Raw genomic sequence first — 20,406 nt, 5'->3', positions numbered from 1 at the left:
CGTCAGGTCGGTTTCCGGACGTTCGTAGTGTCGGCGTCGCGGGTGGTACGCGGCGGCGCGAACCGGCGGTGCGCGCGAAAATCGGGGGGTCTCGGGCGGTCGAACGCCGTCAGTCGCGTCGTCGGTCCTCGAACGCGAGTCCGCGTCGTCGCTCCACGAACCGAAGGACCAGTTCGGTCATCCGGAACGGATACTTCGGAAAGTCGTCTCTGTCTACCGCCTGCTCGCCGTCCGGCGGTTCGTGGAAGTGGTCTCGGGCGTTGTGGTCGTTCGCGTGACGGTCCCACCGACACCGATAATCGTCGGCTTTCCGCTCCCAAACCTCGCGGTACGTGACGAAGAAGTCGCCGCCTACCAGTACCTCGAACTCTACCGATACCTGTCGAACTTCACTGGGGTAGTAATTCGCTTCGAGTTCGACGACTACCTTGTTCGATTTGTTTCGCGGTCTGACGCGGATACTCGTTACCCAATTTAAGCCTCGCCACTCGTCGGCGATGTCGCGCAACACTCGGTCGTCTACTGAGGTTCGGCCCACGGCGCTCGGTTCGACTATATCGACTACAGAGTTTAAAGATACTTATTCCGAAATCCGCAGGCGCTCCCCGGAAGCGTCCTCGCGTGGAACCGTCGAATCGAGGTCGAGTTTGTTCCGGAGAGCGGCCACCACGTCGTCCATTCGGTCGCGGACGCTCTGCCACCGGCGGACTTTCTCGGCGGACTCGGCCGCGTTTTCGTAGCCTTCTCCGAGCATATCGACGCTCGCGGGCGACTCCCCGTCGAGTTCCTCGGCGAGTCGCTCGTCCTCGGCCGCGAGTTCGCTCAGCGTCTCCTGTAGTTCCTCGACCGACTGCTCTCGCTTGAGCGCGTCGATTCTTAGCCAGTCGAAGTACGACTCGTTTCGGACGAACGTCTCCGGGTTGGTCCCAGTCCGAACCAGCACGTGCCAGTTCTCGAAGTGGTTCAGATGCTTCCGTGCGGTCTCTCTCGACACGTCGGCGTCGTCTGCGACCTCCGCTACCGTGGTCTCCTCGGTCAGATTCGGGACGAGCATCGACACGCGCTCTAAGGCGCTCCGATTTTCCGTCTTCGTTCGGTAGTCGGCCAGCGGCGACGGAGCGGACGGACTCCCCGAGTCTTCAGCCATCACAGAATTATTTGAGCTACTACTGATTATATTTTGTGCTAGTCGATACGCCCCTCTCTCGCCGAACAAAAGCAACCAAATTATGGCTAAAGAAAACAAAAATCAGCCTCTAAGAAATCTATAGTTGGTCGGCAACGTCCTCCGCGAAGTACGTCAGAATCAGGTCCGCTCCGGCGCGCTTCATCGACACCAGCGACTCCAGCGCGACTTCCTCGAGATTTAGCCACCCCTTCTCGCTGGCGGCGTGGAGCATCGCGTACTCGCCGCTGACGTTGTAGGCCGCGACGGGGTGGTCGAACTCCTCGCGGATGTCGCGCACGATGTCGAGGTACGGGAGCGCGGGCTTGACCATCAACACGTCCGCGCCCTGTTCTACGTCGAGGCGGACCTCGCGCATCGCCTCGCGGCGGTTCGCGGGGTCCATCTGGTAGTGTCGCCGGTCGCCGAACGCGGGCGCGCCGTCGGCGGCGTCTCGGAACGGGCCGTAGAAGGCCGACTCGTACTTGGCGGCGTAACTCATGATTGGCACGTCCGAGAAGCCCGCGGCGTCCAGCGACTCTCGAATCGCCCCGACCATCCCGTCCATCATCCCCGAGGGTGCAACCATGTCCGCGCCCGCTTCAGCGTGCGAGACGGCGATTTTCCCGAGGAGGTCCAGCGTCTCGTCGTTCCTGACGGTGAGTCGCGCCGCCGATTCCGCGCCGTCCTCCAGCACTCCGCAGTGGCCGTGGTCGGTGTACTCGCAGAGGCACACGTCGGTAATCACGTAGGCGTCGGTCTCCGCCGTGACGCGCCGTGTCGCCTCTTGGACCACGCCGTCGTCGGCCCACGCGCGGGTGCCTCGTTCGTCTTTCGACTCGGGGATGCCGAACAGCATGACCGCCTCGACGCCGGTTTCGAGCACTTCCTCCACGCGCGCGACGGCCTCGGAGACCGGTACGCGCTCGTGGCCGGGCATCGACTCGATGGGGCGTCGCACGTCGGTCGTCGCGTCCACGAACACGGGCGCGATGAGGTCGCTGGCGTCCACGTCGGTCTCGCTGACCATCCCGCGGATTCCGTCCCGCCGGAGACGGCGGGGCCGGTCGCTGAGGTCCATGTCCGGGATTTGCGCCGCGGGCGTCAAAACCGCGTCGCTCCCGCCGCAGTTCTGTCACGCCGCAAAAACCAGTGAACGCTCGGTACGACTTTCCACCGGCGAACGCCCGGCGAATCGACCGAGGGTGGGATGAAGGGGCCGGTCGCTCGCGGTCCGAAGGGCCGTGGTCGTTTCAGCGACCTCTATCTGACGCAACTACGTCCGGCAGATATGTCGCTGAACGACCGCGAGCGACCGGGGGCTTCAAGAGGACAACACTACCGAAATCGTGCCGTTTGCGCTCACAGCTACACTAAGATAGAGTATCCGGGCGGGGCTTCAGTAGACGTTTCTCTTCTCGTTATCTTCGACTCTCTTACGATGCTCTCAGAACACGTCTCTCGAACGGGGTCATAACGCATTTAGTACACCCAGTCGATACGACAGTCACGAATGCTTTCCCCGCTCGCTCTCGTCGCTTCCGACGCGCCTGTCGCGCTCGGAGCCGCGGTACTCCTCGTAGGCGTGTTACTCTCGAACGCGACCGAACCCGGCCGCGTCCGGCAGTTCTTCGCGGACAACGGTCTCGTCTTGCTGACGGTCGGCATCGTCCTCGCGGCGGTGGTCGGCGTCGGCCTGTTCTTCGTCGGGAACAAGGAACTCGCCAAGGCGTGGCTCAACCAGTACGGCCTGCTCGCGCTCTTCCTCATCCTGATTCTGGAGGGCGCGATGCTGCTCTACTTCGCGCCGAGCGAGAGCCTCGTTCCCCTCGGCGTCACCCTGCTCGCGGAGTCGGCCAGCGACTACGCCACTATCGGCGCAGTCATCGGCGTCGCCGTCGTCGGCGCGACTATCGGCCAGTACGCGCTCTTCTTGCTCGCAAAGCGCGGCGGCCGGGAGTACCTGCTCGAAAAGCGGTGGTTCCGAATCGACGCGGACCAACTCGACCGCTTCGACGGGTGGTTCCAGCGGTGGGGCCGGGTCGTCGTCCCGGTCAGCAACGCTCTGCTTTTCACCCGCGGGATGCTCACGGTGCCCGCCGGATTCGCGGAGATGAACGACACGGAGTTCGTCGTCCTCTCGGCGCTCGGCACTCTCGTCTTCCAGACGTGGCTCGCGGCCGCGGCGCTCTACGCCGTCGAACTCGGCTTCCTCGGCTTCCTCTGACCCGGCGGGCTACCCGTCCGCACTTCTCTGCGAACCGAGAGGCGTCACACCTAACAAGCCAGAGTACTTACGTCGGCTTGCGCTCGCGTGCCGACTTCATCGCGTGCCATGCTTTGAAATCCACGCGAGCGCATTTCTGCCGCGATGGGTGCGGCAGTCGCCGTTTTTCGACCCGAGGTTCGAGTGCCGAAACGGACACGTGTTTGATACCACTCGCCCTCCCGTAGAGGTCTACGGGTCTCCCATCGCACTCGTCGGGGTACGGGACTCCGACGCAGTACTCGCGTTCGACGGGATAGTTCCTCGCCTCGACCCAGAAGAAATTGCGTAGTCAGTCCGCCGCGACTTCCACGCGCTCTTTCTGTCCAATCGCTTCGACCAGCAACTCCGACACGTCCACGATTTCGATGTCGTCCTCGTAGCCGCCGGTCTTGCGGCCGTCCTCGTACATCGTCATGCACATCGGGCACGCGACGACGAACTTCTCGACGCGGCTTCCCGAATCGGTGTCGTTCAGGGCTTCTCGGAGGCGTTCCTCGCTCGGCTTGGGGTCTTCCTCGAAGTCCATCCAGAGGCCGCCACCGCCGCCGCCGCAACAGAACGAGTCGTCGCGGTTGCGCGGCATCTCGTCCAACTCACACCCGGTCGCTCTCACGATTTCGCGGGGTGCCTCGTACTCGTCGTTGTACCGCCCGAGGTGACACGGGTCGTGGTAGGTGACGGTGTAGTCGAGTTCGGACCCGGAGAGTCCCAACTCGCGGAACAGGTTTTCGACCACCTGTGTGTAGTGGAACACGTCGTCCTCGCTCCACTCACACTCCTCGAACTCCGGATACTCGTTCTTGAAGGTGTTGTAGCTGTGGGGGTCCGTGCAGACGATTTTGTCGTAGTCGCAGTCGCCGATTGCCGCGGCGTTGTCCTCCACGAGCATCTCGTAGAGTCCTTCCTCGCCGACCCGACGCACGTCGTTGCCGTCGGCCTGTTCGTCGTCGTAGAGGATGCCGTACTCGACGCCGGACTCTTCGAGGATGGTCGCCAACGAGCGAGCGACCTTCCGGTTGCGCTCGTCGAAACTCGGGTAGTCGCCGACGTACCAGAGGTACTCGACGGACTGCTCGCGGGCGTCGGGAATCTCGAAGTCGAGTTCGTCGGCCCAGTCGGGGCGCTTGCGCTGGGGTTCGCCGAACGTGTTGCCGTTCTGGAACACGTTCATCATCGTGTCTTGGACGTTGGGGTCCATCTGGCCCGACTCGGTGAGTCGGCGGTTCATCTGCGTGAACTGCTCGACGTGTTCGATTTCGACCGGACAGGCGTCCATACAGGCCATGCAGGACATGCACGACTCCATCGTCTCGCTGTTGATGACCGAGGCACCGCCGTCGGCGATGATGTCCTTCTCCTCGGTCCGCCCGGCGTCCAAGTCCTCGCGGTACTGTTTCAGGTCGAGAATCACGTCGCGTGGGTCGAGGGGTCGGCCCGACGCTTTCGCGGGACAGACCGACGAACACCGGCCGCACTTGGTACAGGCGTCGTGGTCGAGTAGTTCCTTCCACGAGAAGTCCTCGATGGACCCGTGTCCGATTTCCTCGGGACTGGCGTCGTCGGGCACGCCGGGAAGTCGCTTGCCCGCCTTCTCGTCGCGGGTGACGACGTTGGCGAAACTCGAAATCATGTGGAACGGCTTGGCGTACGGAACCGCGGCGACGAACGCGAGCGCCAAGATTGCGTGGGACCACCAGATGGCGGGGTAGGCCGCGGCCGCCATCTCGGGGGTCACGCCCGCGAGTTCCATCACGTCGTAGACGAACCACCCGACGAAACTCACCGTCTCGAACGACACGTCGCGGGTCGCGCTCGTCCCGAGGATTCGGACGCCCTCGGTGACGTAGCCGCCGACGCCCAACAGGAAGAGCGCCCAGATGAACAGGTCGTCCTCGGTGGAGGTGTGTTTGCCCCAGAGCCGACCCTCCCGGACCCAGTAGCGCCGGTAGATGGCCATACCGACGCCGACCACGAACAGCAGACCCATCGCGTCCATCACCAGCGAGTACGAGAGGTAGAACGCGCCGACGAAAAAGGAGTCCTGCCCGAGGGCCTTCGTCCAGATGTCCATGTCTATCATCAGGATGGTCGTCCCGATGAACAGGGTCAGAAAGCCCCAGAAGATGAACGCGTGCATCAGGCCCGCGTAGAGGTCCCGGTCGAACTGCTTCTGGTTCGAGAAGACGATTTTGGTCGCCGAGACGATTCGTCCCGTCAGGTCGTCGAGGCGGTCGAACCACGACTCGGTTCCGTCCGCGTAGGTAGAGAACCGTTCGTAGACGCCGACGGCGAAAATGGCTATCGCCACCGCCGCGAGGTAGTAGAAGATGGCCTCTCCGAAGTGGCCTATCTTCCACAACGTCGGGCGGGTCACGTCGGACCCCGCCTGCGCCAGCACAAATCTTGCCATGTTTTACACGGGGGACAGGATTCGCATAAGTTTTACCGACTCAGGCGGCTTCCCCGTCCAAAAACGGACTCGGAGTTTATAATTTAGACTATCGCCCACGCCAGCAGTCCGAGACTCACCACCGCCACCGGTACGTCGGTCCGCGAGAGCGAGAGGTGGGGAAGCGTCGGGTTCCACGCGAAACACCGGGCGCGGAGCGCCAACGCGAACCTGTCGGACCGCGAGAGCGCCCGCGCCAGTCCCGAGACGCCGACGAGTCGCATCCGCTCGACCAGTCCGCGCTGGTCGCCGAGTCGGGCGGCCGACGCGTCCCGAATCCGGCGCAGGTCGGCCTGCAAGACGGGAAGGAACCGGAAGACGAACCCGACGCCGGTGCCGAGAAGTCGGCCCGTCTTTCCGGGCACGAGGTGCTGAATCGCCGCCCGCGAGTCCCTGACGGGGGTCGTCCGGAGGTAGGCCGCGCTTGCGAACAACACGAGGACGACCCGATAGCTGGCGAGCAGACTCTCGAACCCCTGTTCCACCCGAAGCCACGGGGGACCGAGCGTCAGCGCCGAAAGCAGGGGACCCGCCAGCAGGAACGGGAAGACGAAGCGGTACCCGACCAGCGTCTCGCGCGCGCCGAGACCGGACGCTCGGAGGACGACGAACGCGACTGCCGTCAGCGCGAGCAGACCGCGAGGCGTCGTGTGCGCGAACGCCGCGGCCGCGAACGCGACCTGAAAGGCCAGTTTCGTCCGGGGGTCGAGTCGGTGGGCCAGCGAGTCGCCCGGCAGATAGCTCAGCGTCACGGGACTCGGACGCCGATGTCGGGGAGTCGTTCGCGCGCGTCCGCGGGCGCGGCGTCCACGGCCACGCGTCCGTCCGCCAGTGCGACCACTCGGTCGGCGAGTTCGAAGGCGTCCCGCAGGTCGTGAGTCACGAGGACGACGCCGGTGCCAGACTCCTTTAGACGCCGCAACTGCTCGACCACCGACTCGCGCGCCGGGGCGTCGAGTCCCGTGAACGGTTCGTCTAACACGAGGTGGTCGGGGTCCATCGCTAGCGCCCCCGCGATGGCGACTCGCTCTCGCTCGCCGCCCGAGAGTTCGTCGATTCGCTCGTCGCGGCGTCCCGCCATGTTCACGGCGGCGAGGCTTTCCTCGACTCGGCGGTCGATTTCCTCGCGTGGGAGACCGAGGTTCTCCGGGCCGAATGCCACGTCCGCGCCGACCGTCGCCGAGACGAACCCGTCGCGGGGTTGCTGGAACACCATCCCGACGCGGGTCCGGGCGGCCACGAGGTCCTCGGAGACCGACGTGCCGTCAACCAGCACCTCGCCCTCGTCGGGTTCGAGCAGGCCGTTGAAGTGGCGGACCAGCGTGGTCTTGCCCGACCCGTTCGCGCCCGCCAGCAGGACGAACTCGCCGTCCGGAATCGACAGCGAGACGCCATCGACCGCCGCCGGTGGGTCCCCGTCCGACGCACCACTCGCGCCGTACCGGTGGACCAGTTCGCGGGTCTCTATCATGCGCTACTCTGCGGTGATTTGGTCGCTCCGGACGACGCCGACTGCGGCGGCCATCTTGAACGCCTCGGCGGGAATGAACGCCAGCGCCCCCGCGACGAACGCTTTCTGGAGCGTCATGCCGAGGACGAGCGCCATACCGACCACGCCGAAGGCGTAGATGACCGCGGTTCCGGCGACCATCCCGGCGACGAGGCGGCCGAGACCACACTCGTCGGGGTCGCCGAGTCGCAGGCCGCCGTGGACGATTGCGCCGACCGCGAACGCCGCGACGGGGTACGACCAGAGGTAGCCCCCGGTCGGACCGAGGAGCGCGCCGACGCCCGCCGACCCGCCCGCGAAGACGGGCGCGCCGACCGCTCCGGCGACGAGGTACAGCGCCATCGAGACGCCGCCCCACGCCGGACCGAGCAGGATTCCGGCAAGGAAGACGCCAAGCACTTGGAGGCTGACGGGCGCTGGCGAGAAGGGGTTCGGGAACGAGACGTAGGCGAACGCGCCGGTGAGCGCGGCCAGTAACGCCGCGCGAGCGACGTTCTCGACCGTCTGTTCGCCGACGAGTTCGACCGAAGCCGTGTCGGTACTCATGTCCGGTCGTGGTTCGTCAACCCGAAAGAACGCTTCGGTTGACGACGCTCGTCTCGTCGCGTGCCGTTGCCGACAAATTTTTATATCACCATCACGACCCACCCACATCAGTAATGGACGAGAAGACAGAGGAACTCCGTGACATCTTCATGGATGTCACCGACGAATCCACCGTCACCGAACAACAGGAGGAGACCCACGGGTCCCTGAGTTCGGAGACGGCGGTCGAGGAACGCCTCGAAGAAGTCGTCGGCCGGATGCGCGAGCGCTACGACTTCGGAACGACGTTCTCGGACGAGGAACTCGTGACGGTCGTCCGGGGCTTCTACGCGGGCGACTCCGACGCCGAAATCGCCCGAAGTCTCGGCGACGCTTCGCTCGGCAAGACCGTCGCGCGCGCCCGCATCGACCTCCACCTCCTGCGCGAGGACGACTCGGACGCGCCGTTCGACGTGGACGACCTGCGCGAGTTGCTCGACGCGGGCGCTTCGGCGGCCGAGTGCGCCGACGAACTCGACGTGAGCGAATCGACCGTTCGACGCTATCGCCGGGTCGTCGAGACCCAACAGGAGCGCCGGACCGTCAACGACCAGTTCCGCAACGAGTTCGAGAACGTCCTGCAGGACCGGGAACTCTCCGACCGGATGACCGAGGGCGTCCAAGAGGACGGACTGGACGACGCCACCGAGGGGATGGAGACCAACGTTTCCTTCTGAGACCACCTTTTTCTTCGTCGGGTGGCCGCAGGCCGTCGGCCTGCGGCCACCGCTCCTCGAAAAATCTGGACCAAAAAGGCCGCTCGCTCCGCTCGCGCGGACGCTAGACGGTGGATTTTGTCGGGCCGAGCGTCTTCGATGTTTGTTGGGCCGAGCGTCCGCTCCCTCGTTCCACTCGGTCGCTCGCCGGTCGTCGGCGGCCGGACACATAATTTCATTGCTTAAACAATTGCAGAATTAGCCGAACTTTATGCCCGAGGACGGGACGAACCAATCGCGTGTCGAAGATTCCGTTCAGCGAACTCGAAACCGCGGCGTACTGCCCGCGGAAGTTGTACTACCGGCGGCGCGACGACATCGAAGTCCCCGACGAGGTGGCCGAGCGCCGGGACGTGGCGTTCCGGTACGGCGACCTGCTGGCCGGTCCGGACGAGCGACTCGCCGACCTGCCGCTGTCGGTGAGTCCGGCCGAGTTCCGTTCGCACCTCGACTACGCCCGCGGGCGGTTCGACGCCGCGTGGTCCGAGATTCGGGACCCGAGCGAGCGCGAGCGTCTGGTCGAGGGCAAGGACTGTCGCGGCGTCGTCCACAAGGTCCTCTCGCTCGACGCGCCCACGCCCGCGATGGTGTTCACCGGCGACCCGCCCGAACAGGGCGTCTGGGAACCCCAGACGGTCCGGGCCGTCGCCGCGGCGAAGGCGCTGTCGTGGGAGTCGGGCCAACCGGTCGAACGCGCGTTCGTGGAGTACCCGACTCACGGCGCGATTCGGGAAATCAGCATCGGCACGCGCCGGAAGGCGGCCTACCGGCGTTCCGTCAATGCGGTCCGGTCGCTCGACGGCCCGCCGCCGCGCCTCACGAACGACGCCAAGTGCGAGGCCTGCGACTACCGCGCGGAGTGCGGCGTGAAAACCCGGTCGCTGAAGTCGCTTCTCGGACTCTGAGTCCCGAAGCGGGTCCCCGGATACCGACGACCGCTCGCGGTCACTCGCGTAGCCACGCCGCCACCGCGTCGGCGTTCGCACCCCGGCGGTGAATCTCGCCGGACGCGACGTTCACCACGGTACTCCCGGTGCCCCCGGTCTCGCCGCCGTCGAGGACGACGGCGGCGTCTCGAATCTCGTCGTCCACGTCGTCGGCGCGGGTCGCGCTCGGCCGACCGCTCACGTTCGCGCTCGTACTCGTGACGGGTGCGACCGCGCCCAAGAGCGCCAGCGCGACCTCGTGGTCGGGCACGCGCACCCCCACGCGCGAGCGCCCGGCAGTCAAAATATCGGGCACCGCCTCGCGCTTCTCGCAGAGGACGGTGACGGGACCGGGAAGGAACTCGCGCATGAACCGCTCCTCGCGGTCGGTCGCGCGGACGTACTCCAGCGCGGACGCCACGTCGGGCACGGCCAGCGAGACGGGCTTGTCGCGTGCCCGGCCCTTCGCCTCGAAGACGCGCTCGATTGCGTCCTCGCTCAGCGCGTCCGCGCCCAACCCGTAGACCGTCTCGGTCGGGTAGACGACGAGTTCGCCGTCCCGAATCGCGGCCGCCGCGCGTTCGATGTCCTCGTCCATGCCTCTCTCTGGGTAATCTGTCGAAAAAAGGGTAGCGCCTGCGGCCGCTCAGAAGAACACGCGCGGGACGCCGGTGCCCTGCACCGCCTCGTCGTACTTGTCGTAGTACGACCGGCGCTTGTTCCAGTCGGGGTCCCACACTTGGAAGTCGAGGTGCGGGCCGGTGCCCGCGCCCGTGTCGCCCTCGTAGGCGACCACGTCGCCGCGCGAGACGGTCGCGCCGTCGGCGACATTGAACGACTGGAGGTGGCCGTAGCCGGTCTTCCACCCGTTGCCGTGGTAGATGATGAGCCAGTTGCCGTATCCGCCGTCGTCGTAGCGTTGCTCGGCGGTGCCGCCCGCCGCCGCGTGGATGGGCGTGCCGCCGCCGTCGGCGAAGTCCACCGCGCGGTGGTATCGGGTGCCGCCGTCGCGGGTGTCCCAGTACGTCGAGGTGACGGTGCCCGTCATCGGACACGCGAAGTTGGCGCTCGACAGCCAGTCTTCGGCGACCCAGCCGGTCACCGACCCGTTGTCCCCGTCTCCGGAGAACTGGACCTTCCACCAGTTGTAGCCGTCGCTCGATTCGGGACCCTGAAACACGCGCCCGCCGGTCCGCTTGGCGGCGGTGGCGACGATACCTGCGCTCGTCGTCGCGTCCTCTCGGACGTTGAGGTCCGAGGTGGTGAACACGGGGGTCAGGTACTCGTAGTCTTTCGCCGCGGCCGCGGTACCGGTGAGGGCCGCCGTGCCTGCGACTGCCGCGCCGCTCGCCTTCAGGAAACTGCGTCTGCTGGTTTCGTCGTTTACCATTTGACTTCCTCGAATCGGAGGGCGTACTAGATATTAAAATTAACTACAAAAGAAAACAATTTAAGAATATCTAAAGCCTGAATAAGGTCCGTCAGAGGTAGCTCTTCGGGATACCGGACCCGGCGATGAGGTCCTGACCGTCGAAACCGGGGATGTCCTGATTCGCGCCGTTGTACCGGATTGCGAAGTGGACGTGCGGTCCGGTCGAGTTGCCGGTCGAACCCATCTCGCCGATTTGTTGGCCTTCCGAGACGGTCTGGCCGTCCGAGACGTACCGCTCCTGCATGTGGCAGTAGATGCTCGTCCAACCGCCGCCGTGGTCGATGGAGACGTAGTAGCCACATCGGTCGCCGTACCCGGTGTAAGCCGTCCCGTCGCGTGCGGCGACTAGCGGCGTCCCGTAGTCGTTACCGATGTCGATGGCACCGCCGTCCTCGGCGGAGGTCTGGGTGATGAAGCCCCAGCAGGGGTACGAGAAGTCCGTCGGACCGTCGAGCCACGCGTCACCTTCGGCGACCCAGCCGGTGATGCGGCCGTTGTCGCTGTCTTGGTTGAACGAGACTTTCCACCACGTGTAGCCGTCGGCGCTCGTCGGGCCGTCTACGATGTGGCCGCCGGTCCACTGGTCGGCGGTGGCCTTGACACTCGCGCTGGTACTCGGCTGTTCACGGATGTTGAGGTCGGTCGTCGTGATGGCGGGGTCGCTGACCGACAGGTGACCCGCCGCGGCGGTCCCGCTCAGCGCCATACCGCCCACGATTGCCGAACTACTCGCCTTCAGGAAGCTTCGTCTGTCGAAGTCCATGCAATTTACAATTGTTGTTGTAGTAACTAAAAGCTATTCTAGAAAAAATGAATCTTTAGTTCGTCAAATTTTTACAGGGCAGTCAGGACGAGTGCGACCGCACTCTCCGACGGTACAATTTCACGAAAAGTCGGTCGTTCGCATTTCTCGCCGCATCCGAGGCTTTCCAGTTACAGGCCGTCGATGGCGTCCTCGATTTCGTCGTAGTCGGGGAAGTCGGGCCACTCCTCGGCGACCCACGCGTACTCGACGGTCCGGTCCCCGTTCAACAGGAAGACCGCGGGCCGGGGTTCGCTCACGCCCGCCATCCCGTCTAAGTCGTTAGCGATGCCGTACTCCTCGGCGACGCCGTTCTGCGGGTCGCTGAACAGTCGGTAGTCCATCCCGCGCTCCTCGATGAGGCGCTTGTGGGCGTAGGGGTCCGAGATGGAGAGACCGACGATGGTCACGTTCCGACCGTCGTCCCAGTTTCTATCCCGCAACTCGTTCCACACGTACGTCGCGGGGAACGCGCCGTCCATCGTGAAGAAGACCAACAGAACCGGCCCCTCGTCGGTCAACTCCGACAGCGAGGCGTCTTCCCAATACTCGTCGTTGACCAGCGGTCGGGTGAAGTCGGGCGCGGTGTCACCCTCTTCTACGTGGTCTGCGTCGGGCAACGAGACGACTTCGAAGTCCACCATCACTCGCCACCTCCCGAACCGTAGGTGTTTTCGAGGTATTCCACGATGTTGGCGCTCTCGCTCATCGTGACGCCGGTGTTCTCGTCCACGATTGCCGGGACGGTCCGCTTGCCGGAGAGTCGCTTGACGACGTTGCGGTCGCTGTGCATCGGCTCCACGAACCGCGACCGATAGTCGAGGTCGTACTCCTGTAGCTTTCGGACCACGCGCTCGCAGAACGGACACGCCTGCAAGCGATACAGCGTAATCGCCGGACTGCCGGTAGCTGGCTGGCTCATAGGCGCGTATTGGCGCGAAAGAGTCGTAAGGTCTTCGCTCGCGGCAGTCTCGCGCGGTCCCGAACCCGACGGTAGTGTGTCACGTCCGAGGAAAAGAATAAAGAGTTAATCCCGCCGACTCTCAAGTTACGTTGTTGAATGGTTTCACTCCCGATACTCGCGGCCGCGTCTGTCAATGTGGTCCCTATGGCAGAGGTGTTCGGTGTCGCCCTCTCTGATTGGCAAATAACGTGGCTCGGAGTCGTAGCCATCGTCGTTCTCATCGCCCTCTCGGGCTTCTTCTCCTCCTCGGAAATTGCGATGTTCTCGCTCGCAAAGCATCGCGTCGATGCGCTCATGGAGGACAAGGTGCCCGGTGCGGAGGCCGTCGCCGAACTCAAGTCCGACCCCCACCGCCTGCTGGTGACGATTCTCGTCGGCAACAACATCGTCAACATCGCCATGTCGTCCATCGCCACGGGCGTCTTGGCGCTCCACCTCTCGCAGGGTCAAGCGGTGGCCGTCGCTACCTTCGGCATCACGGCGCTCGTCTTGCTATTCGGCGAGAGCGCGCCGAAGTCCTACGCCGTCGAGAACACCGAGTCGTGGGCGCTTCGCATCGCTAAACCGTTGAAGTACTCCGAGTACACGCTCCTCCCGCTGGTCGTCACGTTCGACTACCTGACCCGCCTCGTCAACAAGGTCACGGGCGGTCGGTCGGCCATCGAAACCTCGTACGTCACGCGCGACGAGATTCAGAACATGATTGAGACCGGCGAGCGCGAGGGCGTCATCGAAGAAGACGAGCGAGAGATGCTCCAGCGCATCTTCCGGTTCAACAACACCATCGCCAAGGAGGTTATGACCCCTCGCCTCGACATGACCGCCGTCGCCAAAACCGACGGCATCGAGGAAGCCATCGAGACGCTGGTCCAGAGCGGCCACGAGCGCGTCCCCGTCTACGAAGGTAGCCTCGACAACGTTATCGGCGTCATCCACATCCGGGACTTGGTGCGCGAACACACCTACGGCGAACACGACGAACTCGAACTGGAGGACGTGATTCAGCCTACCCTTCACGTCCCCGAGAGCAAGAACGTGGACGAACTCCTGACGGAGATGCGCGAGAACCGCATGCAGATGGTCATCGTCATCGACGAGTTCGGCACCACCGAGGGTCTCATCACCATGGAAGACATGGTGGAGGAAATCGTCGGCGACATCCTCGAAGGCGAGGAAGAAGAACCAATCGAGTTCGTGGACGACGACACCATCATCGTGCAGGGCGAACTCAACATCGACGAGGTGAACGAGGCGCTGGGCATCGAACTCCCCGAAGGCGAGGAGTTCGAGACCATCGCCGGGTTCATCTTCAACCGGGCCGGGAGACTGGTCGAGGAAGGCGAGGACATCACCTACGACGGCGTTCGCCTCCACGTCGAACAGGTCGAGAACACCCGCATCATGAAGGCCCGCGTGACGAAACTCGACGCGGCCGAACGCGCCGAGAGTGGAGGCGAGCCGGGTGCGGAGTTGGAAGAGGGCGTCGAGACGGAAGGGTAGTCTGTTCTTTCTGCGACACGCCGCCTTATCCGACCATCTCTATCGCGGTGAACGCACCGTACCCGACGCCAATCGCTAACACCAGCGACGCAAGCCACGCCAGCACGGTGTAGCCCATCTTCTCCTTGCTCACGCCGCTTCCCTCCGCGGCGTAACCGCTTCCGACGATGGCGCTCACGATGATTTCGTTGAACGAGACCGGGATGCCGAAGAACACCGCGGTCTGGGCGATGGCGAACGAGGGGATGAGCGCCGCGATAGAGCGGCGGGGACCGAGCGCCGAGTAGTCCTGCGCGAGCGCCTTTATCATCCGGGGCGCGCCGGTCCACGACCCCGCGAGCAGACCGATGCCGCCGCCGACCAGCACCGGCACGAGCGGAATCTCGAAGGGGTCGAGCAGGGGAACCAGCGGCCCGATGGCGAGTCCGACCTGCGACCCGCCAGCGGAGAAGGCGACGAGGCTTCCGAGCGCCAGCAGGAAGTGGCGCTGTCCGGCGTCCAAGTCCCGGCGCACGTCCCACGCGAGCAGTCCGGCGACCACGCCCGCGACGGCGAGCGAGACGACGATTCGGCCCGTCTCGACGCCAGCGACCGGCGGGAGCGCCAGCGAGTCGGCCGCGGTTTCGGCGACGGACTGGCTCACGTCGGGCGGGCCGAGGACGACGAACTTGACGTTGGCGACGATGAGGCCCACGAGACCGGCGAGCAACGGGATGACGACCTGTTCGGCGGTGCGCTCCGAGCGCAGGAGCTTCGCGGTGCTGTACGCGATGGAACTCCCGACGAAGGGCGTGAGGACCCACAGCGCCGAAATTTGGCGGTACTTCGCCCACGCCGGGTCGCCGCCCATCGCCAGTCCGACGCCGACGATGGCCCCCGTGACGGTGAACGCGGTGGCGATGGGGTAGCCCGTGAACACGCCGACGGCGACGAGTACGGCCGCGACCAGCAGACCGGTCGTCGCGGCGATGGCGGTCAACTGGACGCCGCCGATGAGTTCCGTGCCGACGGCTTCCGAGACGTTCGCGCCCTGCATCACCGCTCCGAGGAAGCCGAGCAGTCCGACGAAGAATCCGGCCCGCATCACGGAGATGGCGTTCGCGCCGACCGCGGGCGCGAACGGGGTGGACCCCGACGACCCCGCGCCGATGGCCCACGCCATGAAGAGGCTAGCGATGCCTGCGATTACCAACGTCACGACGCCGCTCCCGACCATGGTGCGAACCTATCGCCGACGATAGAATAGTGTACCGGCTTCCTGCTTCGAGTCGCTCGATTTCCGCCGTCTCGGTCGTCGGGGCGTCAGGTCGTCTTCGAGTGCGGTTGCTCGGGTTCCTCGGGCGCTTCGACGCCCTCGGCGGCCTCCGCGGTGTCGGTGCGCTTCTCGGTGGCGACGTGCCACCGGTTCACCTCGTCCTCGTAGTCGGCCAGTCGCTCGCTGACCGTCTCCTTCAGGTCGTCGTCGTTGATGTTGACCTCGAAGACGAACTCCTCTTGGTCGTCGCCGCGGCCGACCTGCTGGACGTTGGCGCTGATGAGGTCGTTGTCGAAGTAGTAGGGTGCGAGCCGGGTCATGACCTTCTGGTAGACGGTGTCCTCGACTTTCCGGAGGGCCTTCCGACTCGCGGAGTCGGCGGCGCGCGCGACGTAACTCACCGAGTCCTGCCAGCTATCGACCGCCTCGTCGGTCTTCTCCTCTTCGAGTTTCTCGTAGGACTCGCTTATCTTCTCGCCCGCGGTCTTGAGGTCGTCGTCGGGCGCTTTGCCCTCCTTCTCGCCCTTGCCCTCGCCGACAGAGGCTTGCTCGGCGGTCTTCTCCGATACGTCCTCGCCGAGTCGTTCGTGGTGCTTGGGTCGCCACTCGTCCCACTCTTCGTAGGCGTCACCGGACACGTCTGCCTCGCGGAGTGCCTCGGTGATGCGCTCGCCGTGTTCGACGATGTCGCCCCACGTTCCGCGGAGCTTGAAGCCAGAAACGCTCTCTTCCATTGGAGTTTCCCTAGTTCGGCTCTGATATACGCTTGTCGGGCGATGCTCGTCGTGTCATTGGCGACCGTACGTCAGGCGGGTCGCCATCTCGTCCAAGCGGCGCTTGAGTCGGCCTAGCCACACCTGATGTCGGTTGGCGGCCTGCATCTCGGTCTCGGACACCTCGATGCGGTCGCCGTCGAAGGGGTTTCGCCCGGCGCGTTCGCCGCCCTCGCCGTCGGTCGTCATCGAGACGACGGTGGTCATCGAACACCGGCCGCACGCTTCGGTTCGTTTGTCGTCCATGCGTTGGTCTTGCACGGTGGTTGGGTGTCCGGATTATTAAGGTTTCGGCGGTCGCGTGGCGGAATGAGCGCGAGTGACTCGCGCTCATTCCGCCGCGCGGACCGGACTGCCGCGTTCGCTACGACTCCGCCGCGTTCGCCACGAACTTCTTCACCGCGCGCGACGAAGGCGTGATATGCGACTCAAAACCGCCCTGAAAGGAGTCGGTGCGGCCGCGGTCGGTCTCGCCGCCGTCACCGCCGTCGGGCGCGTTCGCTTCGAACGCGAGAACACCGACCTCGTAGACCACCTGTTCGTAGACGCCGAGACCCGCCCGGAGCGAGCGGTCGCTGGCGACCGCCAAATCGTCACCGACACCGATTCCACGGTCACGGACGACGACCTGACCGGACTGCCGACTCCCGTCCGGGACTACCTCGACAACGTGATTCGAGACGGTCGGTCGTACGTCCGGACCGTGCGTGCCGAACAACGGGGGGAGTTCCGACTCGGCGGTACGGACTCGGCGTGGAAGTCCCTCGAAGCGACCCAGCGGTTCACCGTCCGCCCGCCGGGGTTCGTCTGGGACGCGACCATCGAGATGGCTCCGTTCGTCCCCGTCCGGGCCGTGGACGCCTACGTCGGCGGTAGGGGGTCGCTCCGCGCGGCGCTCCTGTCGGCCGTCACCGTCGCCGAGGCCGACCCCGGTCAGGAACTCGACGAGGGCGAACTCGTGCGCTATCTGGCCGAGACGGTGTGGTTCCCGACTGCGCTCGTCCCCGGCGAGGGCGTCGAGTGGGAGGGGATAGACGACTCCTCGGCGCGCGCGACCATCGAACACGGCGGTACGACCGCCTCGGCGGTGTTCCACTTCGACGACCGCGACGAGGTGGAGCGAATCGTGGCCCAGCGCCCCCGCGAGACCGACGACGGCGGCTTCGAGCGCGCGACGTGGACGTGCCACCTCCAAGAGTACCGCGAGCGAAACGGTCTGCGCGTCCCGATGGAGGGCGGCGTCGAGTGGAACCTGCCGGACGGCGACCTGTCGTACTGGCGGGCCAGAATCACCGACATCGAACACTGGCCTGCCGAGTAGTTCTGAGGAAGGTATCTGATTCTCTAAGCAATGGAAATAATTCTTTAGGAAACGTATACAGTTCTTTCGAGGCTCTCGGCCGACGGCACCGCCACCGCGACGGCATCGCACCGCCACCGCACCGCTACCGCGACGGCATCGCACCGCCACCGCACCGCTACCGCGACGGCATCGCACCGCCACCGCACCGCTACCGCAGGAACACGGAGAACTAGCTTCAGGCTTGAGCCAATCAGACCGCGACCGCACAGCACCGCACCGCTACCGCGAGAGAACGGTCCACCGAGCGCCGACCGGCCGACTGGTCCACGCGAACGCTCGGCCGACCAACCGCCGACGCAGATGACCGGCCGACCAACCGTCGCGGGTGGGATAAAGGGGCCGCCCGCTCGCGGTCACGCGAGCGAAGCGAGTGTGACCTCGGGAGACGCGGTTTGTCTCCCGGCGTTCAACGTGGTCGTCTCAGCGACCCCTATCCGAGACGAATCGAGCGAAGCGAAGATGAGTCGAGGATATGTCGCTGAACGACCGCGAGCGGGCGGGGGCTTTCCGGGCGTTCTTCCCGACGATTGTCGCGGTGACTCTCCCACAGGAAACAACCCAGAGACCAAACACCTAACCCGATTCCGCCGCTCGCTGTCCACATGAACGCCGACGACTTCGAACTCGGGGCGGAGTTCGCCGCGGCGCGCGACGAGACCGACCCCCTCGCGCACCTCGCCGACCGGTTCTACGACCCCGACGACGAGTGGTACGTAGACGGCAACTCGCTCGGCCTGCTCTCCGAGGAAGCCGAGGACGCGCTCGACCGGGCCGTCTCGGAGTGGAAGGACCTCGCCATCCGCGGGTGGACCGACGCCGACCCACCGTGGTTCCACTACGGCGAGCGGTTGGGCGACCGACTCGCGCCGCTGGTCGGCGCGGAACCGGAGGAAGTCGTCGTCGCCAACTCCACGACGGTCAACATCCACACGCTAATCGGCACCTTCTACGACCGCGCGGAGGGGTCGAAAATCGTTGTGGACGAACTCGACTTCCCGACCGACCACTACGCCATCCGCGCGCAACTCCGCCAGCGCGGGGTGGACCCCGACGAGGCCCTGACCGTGGTCGAGAGTCGGGACGGGCGGACCATCGAAACCGAGGACGTGATTGGGGCGCTGGACGACGACACCGCAATCGCGTTCCTCCCCTCGGTCCTCTACCGGAGCGGCCAGTTGCTCGACATCGAAGCAATCACCGAGGCGGCCCACGACCGGGGCGTCCTCGCCGGATTCGACCTCGCCCACTCGGTCGGCGTCGTCCCCCACGACCTCTCGGCGGTCGGCGTGGACTTCGCGGTGTGGTGTAGCTACAAGTACCTCAACGCCGGGCCGGGAGCCATCGCGGGTCTCTACGTCAACGAGAACCACTTCGACGCCAGACCCGCCCTCGCTGGCTGGTGGGGCCACGACAAGGAAACCCAGTTCGAGATGAACCCGACCTACACGCCCGCCGACGACGCCGGAGCCTACCAAATCGGCACGATTCCGATTCTCTCGGCCGCGCCGCTGGCGGGGTCGCTCCAGATTTTCGAGGAAACGTCAATCGAGGCAGTCCGCGAGAAGTCGCTCCGACTCACCGACTACCTCATCTTCCTCGTGGACGAGCGCCTGCCCGACTGCGAGGTGGGCACGCCGCGCGAACCCGACCGCCGCGGCGGTCACGTCGCCGTCGAGCATCCCGAGGCCTACCGAGTCAGCGAGGCGCTGAAAGAGCGCGGCGTGGTCGTGGACTTCCGGCCGCCGAACGTCGTCCGGGTCTGTCCCGCGCCGCTGTACACGAGTTACGAGGACGTGTGGGAAGTGGTCGAGCAGTTGCGGCAGGTCGTGGACAATCGAGAGTACGAGCAGTTCGAGCCGCGCGGCGGCGGGGTGACCTGACAGCAACGAGTAGGTTTCTCTCTTCGGAACCGGCCGCGTGACCGTCGCTCGTCACGAGGGACGGGCACTCCCTACTGTAGACCGGAACAGTACGTTGCCGCTTCTACAAGTGGGACAACATTTAACGGTTAGTTAAACGACCACTCTCTATGGAAAATCGAGGACTCGTTCCGGTGATGATGGCTGTTACCGGGTGTGCGGCCGTCGTCGTCGGCGTGTATCAGGGATTGGTCCACGTTGCGCCCGGATACGAGGGAACCATCGTGTCCGGTTGGGGCGGAGACCTCAGTCACCAAGAAGTGTTGCTCGCACAGTTGGGTGTCGTCGGTGTCGGCGGTGCGGTTGCCGCCCTTCGGTGGAAACGTCTGGCGAGCGTCCCGTTCGCAATGGGCGGTATCGTCCTGTTCTACGCGCTCCGAGCGGTCTTCGACTTGTTCCGGTCACCGGGGAGGCCGCTCTATCGAGAGTTCTCGCCTCAGGCCCCCGGTTTCGAAGGAGAGACCGTCGTGTTCGTCCTCGGTGCGGAACCGTTCCTGCTGGCCGGTGGCGCGCTTCTGCTCATCGGCTCCGGTATCGCGGGGTCGAAACTGCGAACTCCCGCCGAGGGAGGCGACGAGGTGACACCCCCGTCGTCGCAAGCGTAGGGCGACCCGACGTTTATCGTCAGATTGCGGATTAGATGACGGTCGTTCGTTGCTCCCATCCGCTGTATTCGGACCGCGGGCATTGAGTCGCCCCGTCTGCGACGAGAATCGCACGATACGCTCGCCCGGTCATCGAGTACAATCACCGAGTCAGCTACGCGCTATCGTCTGAA

At 65.1% G+C, this 20,406-nt stretch carries 22 protein-coding genes; 7 read left to right on the top strand and 15 right to left on the bottom strand.

Annotated elements, in window-relative coordinates; translation table 11 throughout:
- Window positions 1-109: 109 nt before the first annotated feature.
- The 3 genes from P2T60_RS15120 to hemB all read right to left on the bottom strand — a co-directional run bounded on the left by P2T60_RS15120 (window position 110) and on the right by hemB (window position 2,246).
- Complete coding sequence (locus P2T60_RS15120; RefSeq protein WP_276280071.1) at window positions 110-538, bottom strand: toxin-antitoxin system TumE family protein; 429 nt, start codon at window positions 536-538, stop codon at window positions 110-112.
- Window positions 539-580: 42 nt separating this feature from the next.
- Window positions 581-1,147, bottom strand: a complete 567-nt coding sequence (locus tag P2T60_RS15115; protein WP_276280070.1) for a DUF7342 family protein — start codon at window positions 1,145-1,147, stop codon at window positions 581-583.
- A gap of 118 nt (window positions 1,148-1,265) precedes the next feature.
- Window positions 1,266-2,246, bottom strand: coding sequence for a porphobilinogen synthase (gene hemB / locus P2T60_RS15110; protein WP_276280069.1), 981 nt, complete (start codon window positions 2,244-2,246; stop codon window positions 1,266-1,268).
- A gap of 600 nt (window positions 2,247-2,846) precedes the next feature.
- On the opposite strand from hemB, the gene P2T60_RS15105 reads away from it, so the two are divergent.
- Window positions 2,847-3,392, top strand: a complete 546-nt coding sequence (locus tag P2T60_RS15105) for a DedA family protein (protein WP_276282220.1) — start codon at window positions 2,847-2,849, stop codon at window positions 3,390-3,392.
- Between the two features lie 331 nt (window positions 3,393-3,723).
- Here the strand turns inward: P2T60_RS15105 and P2T60_RS15100 are convergent, their stop codons facing one another.
- The 4 genes from P2T60_RS15100 to P2T60_RS15085 all read right to left on the bottom strand — a co-directional run bounded on the left by P2T60_RS15100 (window position 3,724) and on the right by P2T60_RS15085 (window position 7,939).
- Window positions 3,724-5,844, bottom strand: a complete 2,121-nt coding sequence (locus P2T60_RS15100; RefSeq protein ID WP_276280068.1) for a heterodisulfide reductase-related iron-sulfur binding cluster — start codon at window positions 5,842-5,844, stop codon at window positions 3,724-3,726.
- 83 nt (window positions 5,845-5,927) lie between these two features.
- Window positions 5,928-6,635 carry an energy-coupling factor transporter transmembrane component T family protein gene (locus tag P2T60_RS15095; RefSeq protein WP_276280067.1) on the bottom strand — a complete coding sequence of 236 codons (708 nt, stop codon included), beginning with the start codon at window positions 6,633-6,635 and terminating at the stop codon, window positions 5,928-5,930.
- A complete protein-coding gene (locus tag P2T60_RS15090; protein ID WP_276280066.1) occupies window positions 6,632-7,354 on the bottom strand; it encodes an energy-coupling factor ABC transporter ATP-binding protein in 723 nt (240 codons plus the stop codon). The genes P2T60_RS15095 and P2T60_RS15090 overlap by 4 nt, the downstream gene beginning before the upstream one ends.
- A gap of 3 nt (window positions 7,355-7,357) precedes the next feature.
- Window positions 7,358-7,939 carry a biotin transporter BioY gene (locus tag P2T60_RS15085; protein ID WP_276280065.1) on the bottom strand — a complete coding sequence of 194 codons (582 nt, stop codon included), beginning with the start codon at window positions 7,937-7,939 and terminating at the stop codon, window positions 7,358-7,360.
- A gap of 113 nt (window positions 7,940-8,052) precedes the next feature.
- On the opposite strand from P2T60_RS15085, the gene P2T60_RS15080 reads away from it, so the two are divergent.
- Both P2T60_RS15080 and P2T60_RS15075 read left to right on the top strand, forming a co-directional pair.
- Entirely contained in the window at window positions 8,053-8,655 is a 603-nt protein-coding gene (locus tag P2T60_RS15080; RefSeq protein WP_276280064.1) for a conditioned medium-induced protein 4, read from the top strand.
- 278 nt (window positions 8,656-8,933) lie between these two features.
- Window positions 8,934-9,599 carry a CRISPR-associated protein Cas4 gene (locus P2T60_RS15075; protein ID WP_276280063.1) on the top strand — a complete coding sequence of 222 codons (666 nt, stop codon included), beginning with the start codon at window positions 8,934-8,936 and terminating at the stop codon, window positions 9,597-9,599.
- 40 nt (window positions 9,600-9,639) lie between these two features.
- On the opposite strand, the gene P2T60_RS15070 is transcribed toward P2T60_RS15075, so the two are convergent.
- From P2T60_RS15070 to P2T60_RS15050, 5 genes are all read right to left on the bottom strand, one after another.
- Complete coding sequence (locus P2T60_RS15070; RefSeq protein ID WP_276280062.1) at window positions 9,640-10,218, bottom strand: L-threonylcarbamoyladenylate synthase; 579 nt, start codon at window positions 10,216-10,218, stop codon at window positions 9,640-9,642.
- Between the two features lie 48 nt (window positions 10,219-10,266).
- Window positions 10,267-11,010, bottom strand: coding sequence for a M23 family metallopeptidase (locus P2T60_RS15065; RefSeq protein ID WP_276280061.1), 744 nt, complete (start codon window positions 11,008-11,010; stop codon window positions 10,267-10,269).
- 91 nt (window positions 11,011-11,101) lie between these two features.
- Window positions 11,102-11,815, bottom strand: coding sequence for a M23 family metallopeptidase (locus P2T60_RS15060; RefSeq protein ID WP_276280060.1), 714 nt, complete (start codon window positions 11,813-11,815; stop codon window positions 11,102-11,104).
- A 170-nt stretch (window positions 11,816-11,985) separates the two neighbouring features.
- A complete protein-coding gene (locus tag P2T60_RS15055) occupies window positions 11,986-12,498 on the bottom strand; it encodes a redoxin domain-containing protein (protein WP_276280059.1) in 513 nt (170 codons plus the stop codon).
- Window positions 12,498-12,776, bottom strand: coding sequence for a glutathione S-transferase N-terminal domain-containing protein (locus P2T60_RS15050; RefSeq protein ID WP_276280058.1), 279 nt, complete (start codon window positions 12,774-12,776; stop codon window positions 12,498-12,500). Before P2T60_RS15050 ends, P2T60_RS15055 begins: the two co-directional genes overlap by 1 nt.
- Window positions 12,777-12,962: 186 nt before the next feature.
- On the opposite strand from P2T60_RS15050, the gene P2T60_RS15045 reads away from it, so the two are divergent.
- Window positions 12,963-14,318 (top strand): hemolysin family protein, encoded by a 1,356-nt coding sequence (locus tag P2T60_RS15045; RefSeq protein WP_276280057.1) that lies wholly within the window; start codon window positions 12,963-12,965, stop codon window positions 14,316-14,318.
- Between the two features lie 25 nt (window positions 14,319-14,343).
- On the opposite strand, the gene P2T60_RS15040 is transcribed toward P2T60_RS15045, so the two are convergent.
- From P2T60_RS15040 to P2T60_RS15030, 3 genes are all read right to left on the bottom strand, one after another.
- Window positions 14,344-15,534 carry an inorganic phosphate transporter gene (locus tag P2T60_RS15040; protein WP_276280056.1) on the bottom strand — a complete coding sequence of 397 codons (1,191 nt, stop codon included), beginning with the start codon at window positions 15,532-15,534 and terminating at the stop codon, window positions 14,344-14,346.
- Window positions 15,535-15,620: 86 nt separating this feature from the next.
- On the bottom strand, window positions 15,621-16,307 hold the full coding sequence (locus tag P2T60_RS15035) for a DUF5828 family protein (RefSeq protein ID WP_276280055.1): 687 nt from the start codon (window positions 16,305-16,307) through the stop codon (window positions 15,621-15,623).
- Window positions 16,308-16,361: 54 nt separating this feature from the next.
- Window positions 16,362-16,592, bottom strand: a complete 231-nt coding sequence (locus P2T60_RS15030; RefSeq protein WP_276280054.1) for a DUF8007 family protein — start codon at window positions 16,590-16,592, stop codon at window positions 16,362-16,364.
- A gap of 175 nt (window positions 16,593-16,767) precedes the next feature.
- Here P2T60_RS15030 and P2T60_RS15025 point away from each other — a divergent pair, with 175 nt between their 5' ends.
- From P2T60_RS15025 to P2T60_RS15015, 3 genes are all read left to right on the top strand, one after another.
- Window positions 16,768-17,667 carry a DUF6920 family protein gene (locus tag P2T60_RS15025; RefSeq protein ID WP_276280053.1) on the top strand — a complete coding sequence of 300 codons (900 nt, stop codon included), beginning with the start codon at window positions 16,768-16,770 and terminating at the stop codon, window positions 17,665-17,667.
- Window positions 17,668-18,311: 644 nt separating this feature from the next.
- Window positions 18,312-19,589 (top strand): kynureninase, encoded by a 1,278-nt coding sequence (kynU, locus tag P2T60_RS15020; protein WP_276280052.1) that lies wholly within the window; start codon window positions 18,312-18,314, stop codon window positions 19,587-19,589.
- Between the two features lie 149 nt (window positions 19,590-19,738).
- On the top strand, window positions 19,739-20,233 hold the full coding sequence (locus P2T60_RS15015) for a hypothetical protein (protein ID WP_276280051.1): 495 nt from the start codon (window positions 19,739-19,741) through the stop codon (window positions 20,231-20,233).
- The last annotated feature ends 173 nt before the right edge of the window (window positions 20,234-20,406 follow it).

Origin of the sequence: Halorussus caseinilyticus, assembly GCF_029338395.1 — an archaeon.
Classification (GTDB): domain Archaea; phylum Halobacteriota; class Halobacteria; order Halobacteriales; family Haladaptataceae; genus Halorussus; species Halorussus caseinilyticus.
Note: the sequence above shows the minus strand (reverse complement) of the source record. Positions and strands in the feature narration are given on the sequence as shown.

Excerpts from the sequence above, each read along its gene's own strand:
- P2T60_RS15115 (WP_276280070.1), bottom strand. The coding sequence starts at position 1,147 with ATGGCTGAAGACTCGGGGAGTCCGTCCGCTCCGTCGCCGCTGGCCGAC.
- hemB (WP_276280069.1), bottom strand. The coding sequence starts at position 2,246 with ATGGACCTCAGCGACCGGCCCCGCCGTCTCCGGCGGGACGGAATCCGC.
- P2T60_RS15100 (WP_276280068.1), bottom strand. The coding sequence starts at position 5,844 with ATGGCAAGATTTGTGCTGGCGCAGGCGGGGTCCGACGTGACCCGCCCG.
- P2T60_RS15090 (WP_276280066.1), bottom strand. The coding sequence starts at position 7,354 with ATGATAGAGACCCGCGAACTGGTCCACCGGTACGGCGCGAGTGGTGCG.
- P2T60_RS15085 (WP_276280065.1), bottom strand. The coding sequence starts at position 7,939 with ATGAGTACCGACACGGCTTCGGTCGAACTCGTCGGCGAACAGACGGTC.
- P2T60_RS15080 (WP_276280064.1), top strand. The coding sequence starts at position 8,053 with ATGGACGAGAAGACAGAGGAACTCCGTGACATCTTCATGGATGTCACC.
- P2T60_RS15070 (WP_276280062.1), bottom strand. The coding sequence starts at position 10,218 with ATGGACGAGGACATCGAACGCGCGGCGGCCGCGATTCGGGACGGCGAA.
- P2T60_RS15065 (WP_276280061.1), bottom strand. The coding sequence starts at position 11,010 with ATGGTAAACGACGAAACCAGCAGACGCAGTTTCCTGAAGGCGAGCGGC.
- P2T60_RS15060 (WP_276280060.1), bottom strand. The coding sequence starts at position 11,815 with ATGGACTTCGACAGACGAAGCTTCCTGAAGGCGAGTAGTTCGGCAATC.
- P2T60_RS15055 (WP_276280059.1), bottom strand. The coding sequence starts at position 12,498 with ATGGTGGACTTCGAAGTCGTCTCGTTGCCCGACGCAGACCACGTAGAA.
- P2T60_RS15050 (WP_276280058.1), bottom strand. The coding sequence starts at position 12,776 with ATGAGCCAGCCAGCTACCGGCAGTCCGGCGATTACGCTGTATCGCTTG.
- P2T60_RS15045 (WP_276280057.1), top strand. The coding sequence starts at position 12,963 with ATGGCAGAGGTGTTCGGTGTCGCCCTCTCTGATTGGCAAATAACGTGG.
- P2T60_RS15040 (WP_276280056.1), bottom strand. The coding sequence starts at position 15,534 with ATGGTCGGGAGCGGCGTCGTGACGTTGGTAATCGCAGGCATCGCTAGC.
- P2T60_RS15035 (WP_276280055.1), bottom strand. The coding sequence starts at position 16,307 with ATGGAAGAGAGCGTTTCTGGCTTCAAGCTCCGCGGAACGTGGGGCGAC.
- P2T60_RS15030 (WP_276280054.1), bottom strand. The coding sequence starts at position 16,592 with ATGGACGACAAACGAACCGAAGCGTGCGGCCGGTGTTCGATGACCACC.
- P2T60_RS15025 (WP_276280053.1), top strand. The coding sequence starts at position 16,768 with ATGCGACTCAAAACCGCCCTGAAAGGAGTCGGTGCGGCCGCGGTCGGT.
- kynU (WP_276280052.1), top strand. The coding sequence starts at position 18,312 with ATGAACGCCGACGACTTCGAACTCGGGGCGGAGTTCGCCGCGGCGCGC.
- P2T60_RS15015 (WP_276280051.1), top strand. The coding sequence starts at position 19,739 with ATGGAAAATCGAGGACTCGTTCCGGTGATGATGGCTGTTACCGGGTGT.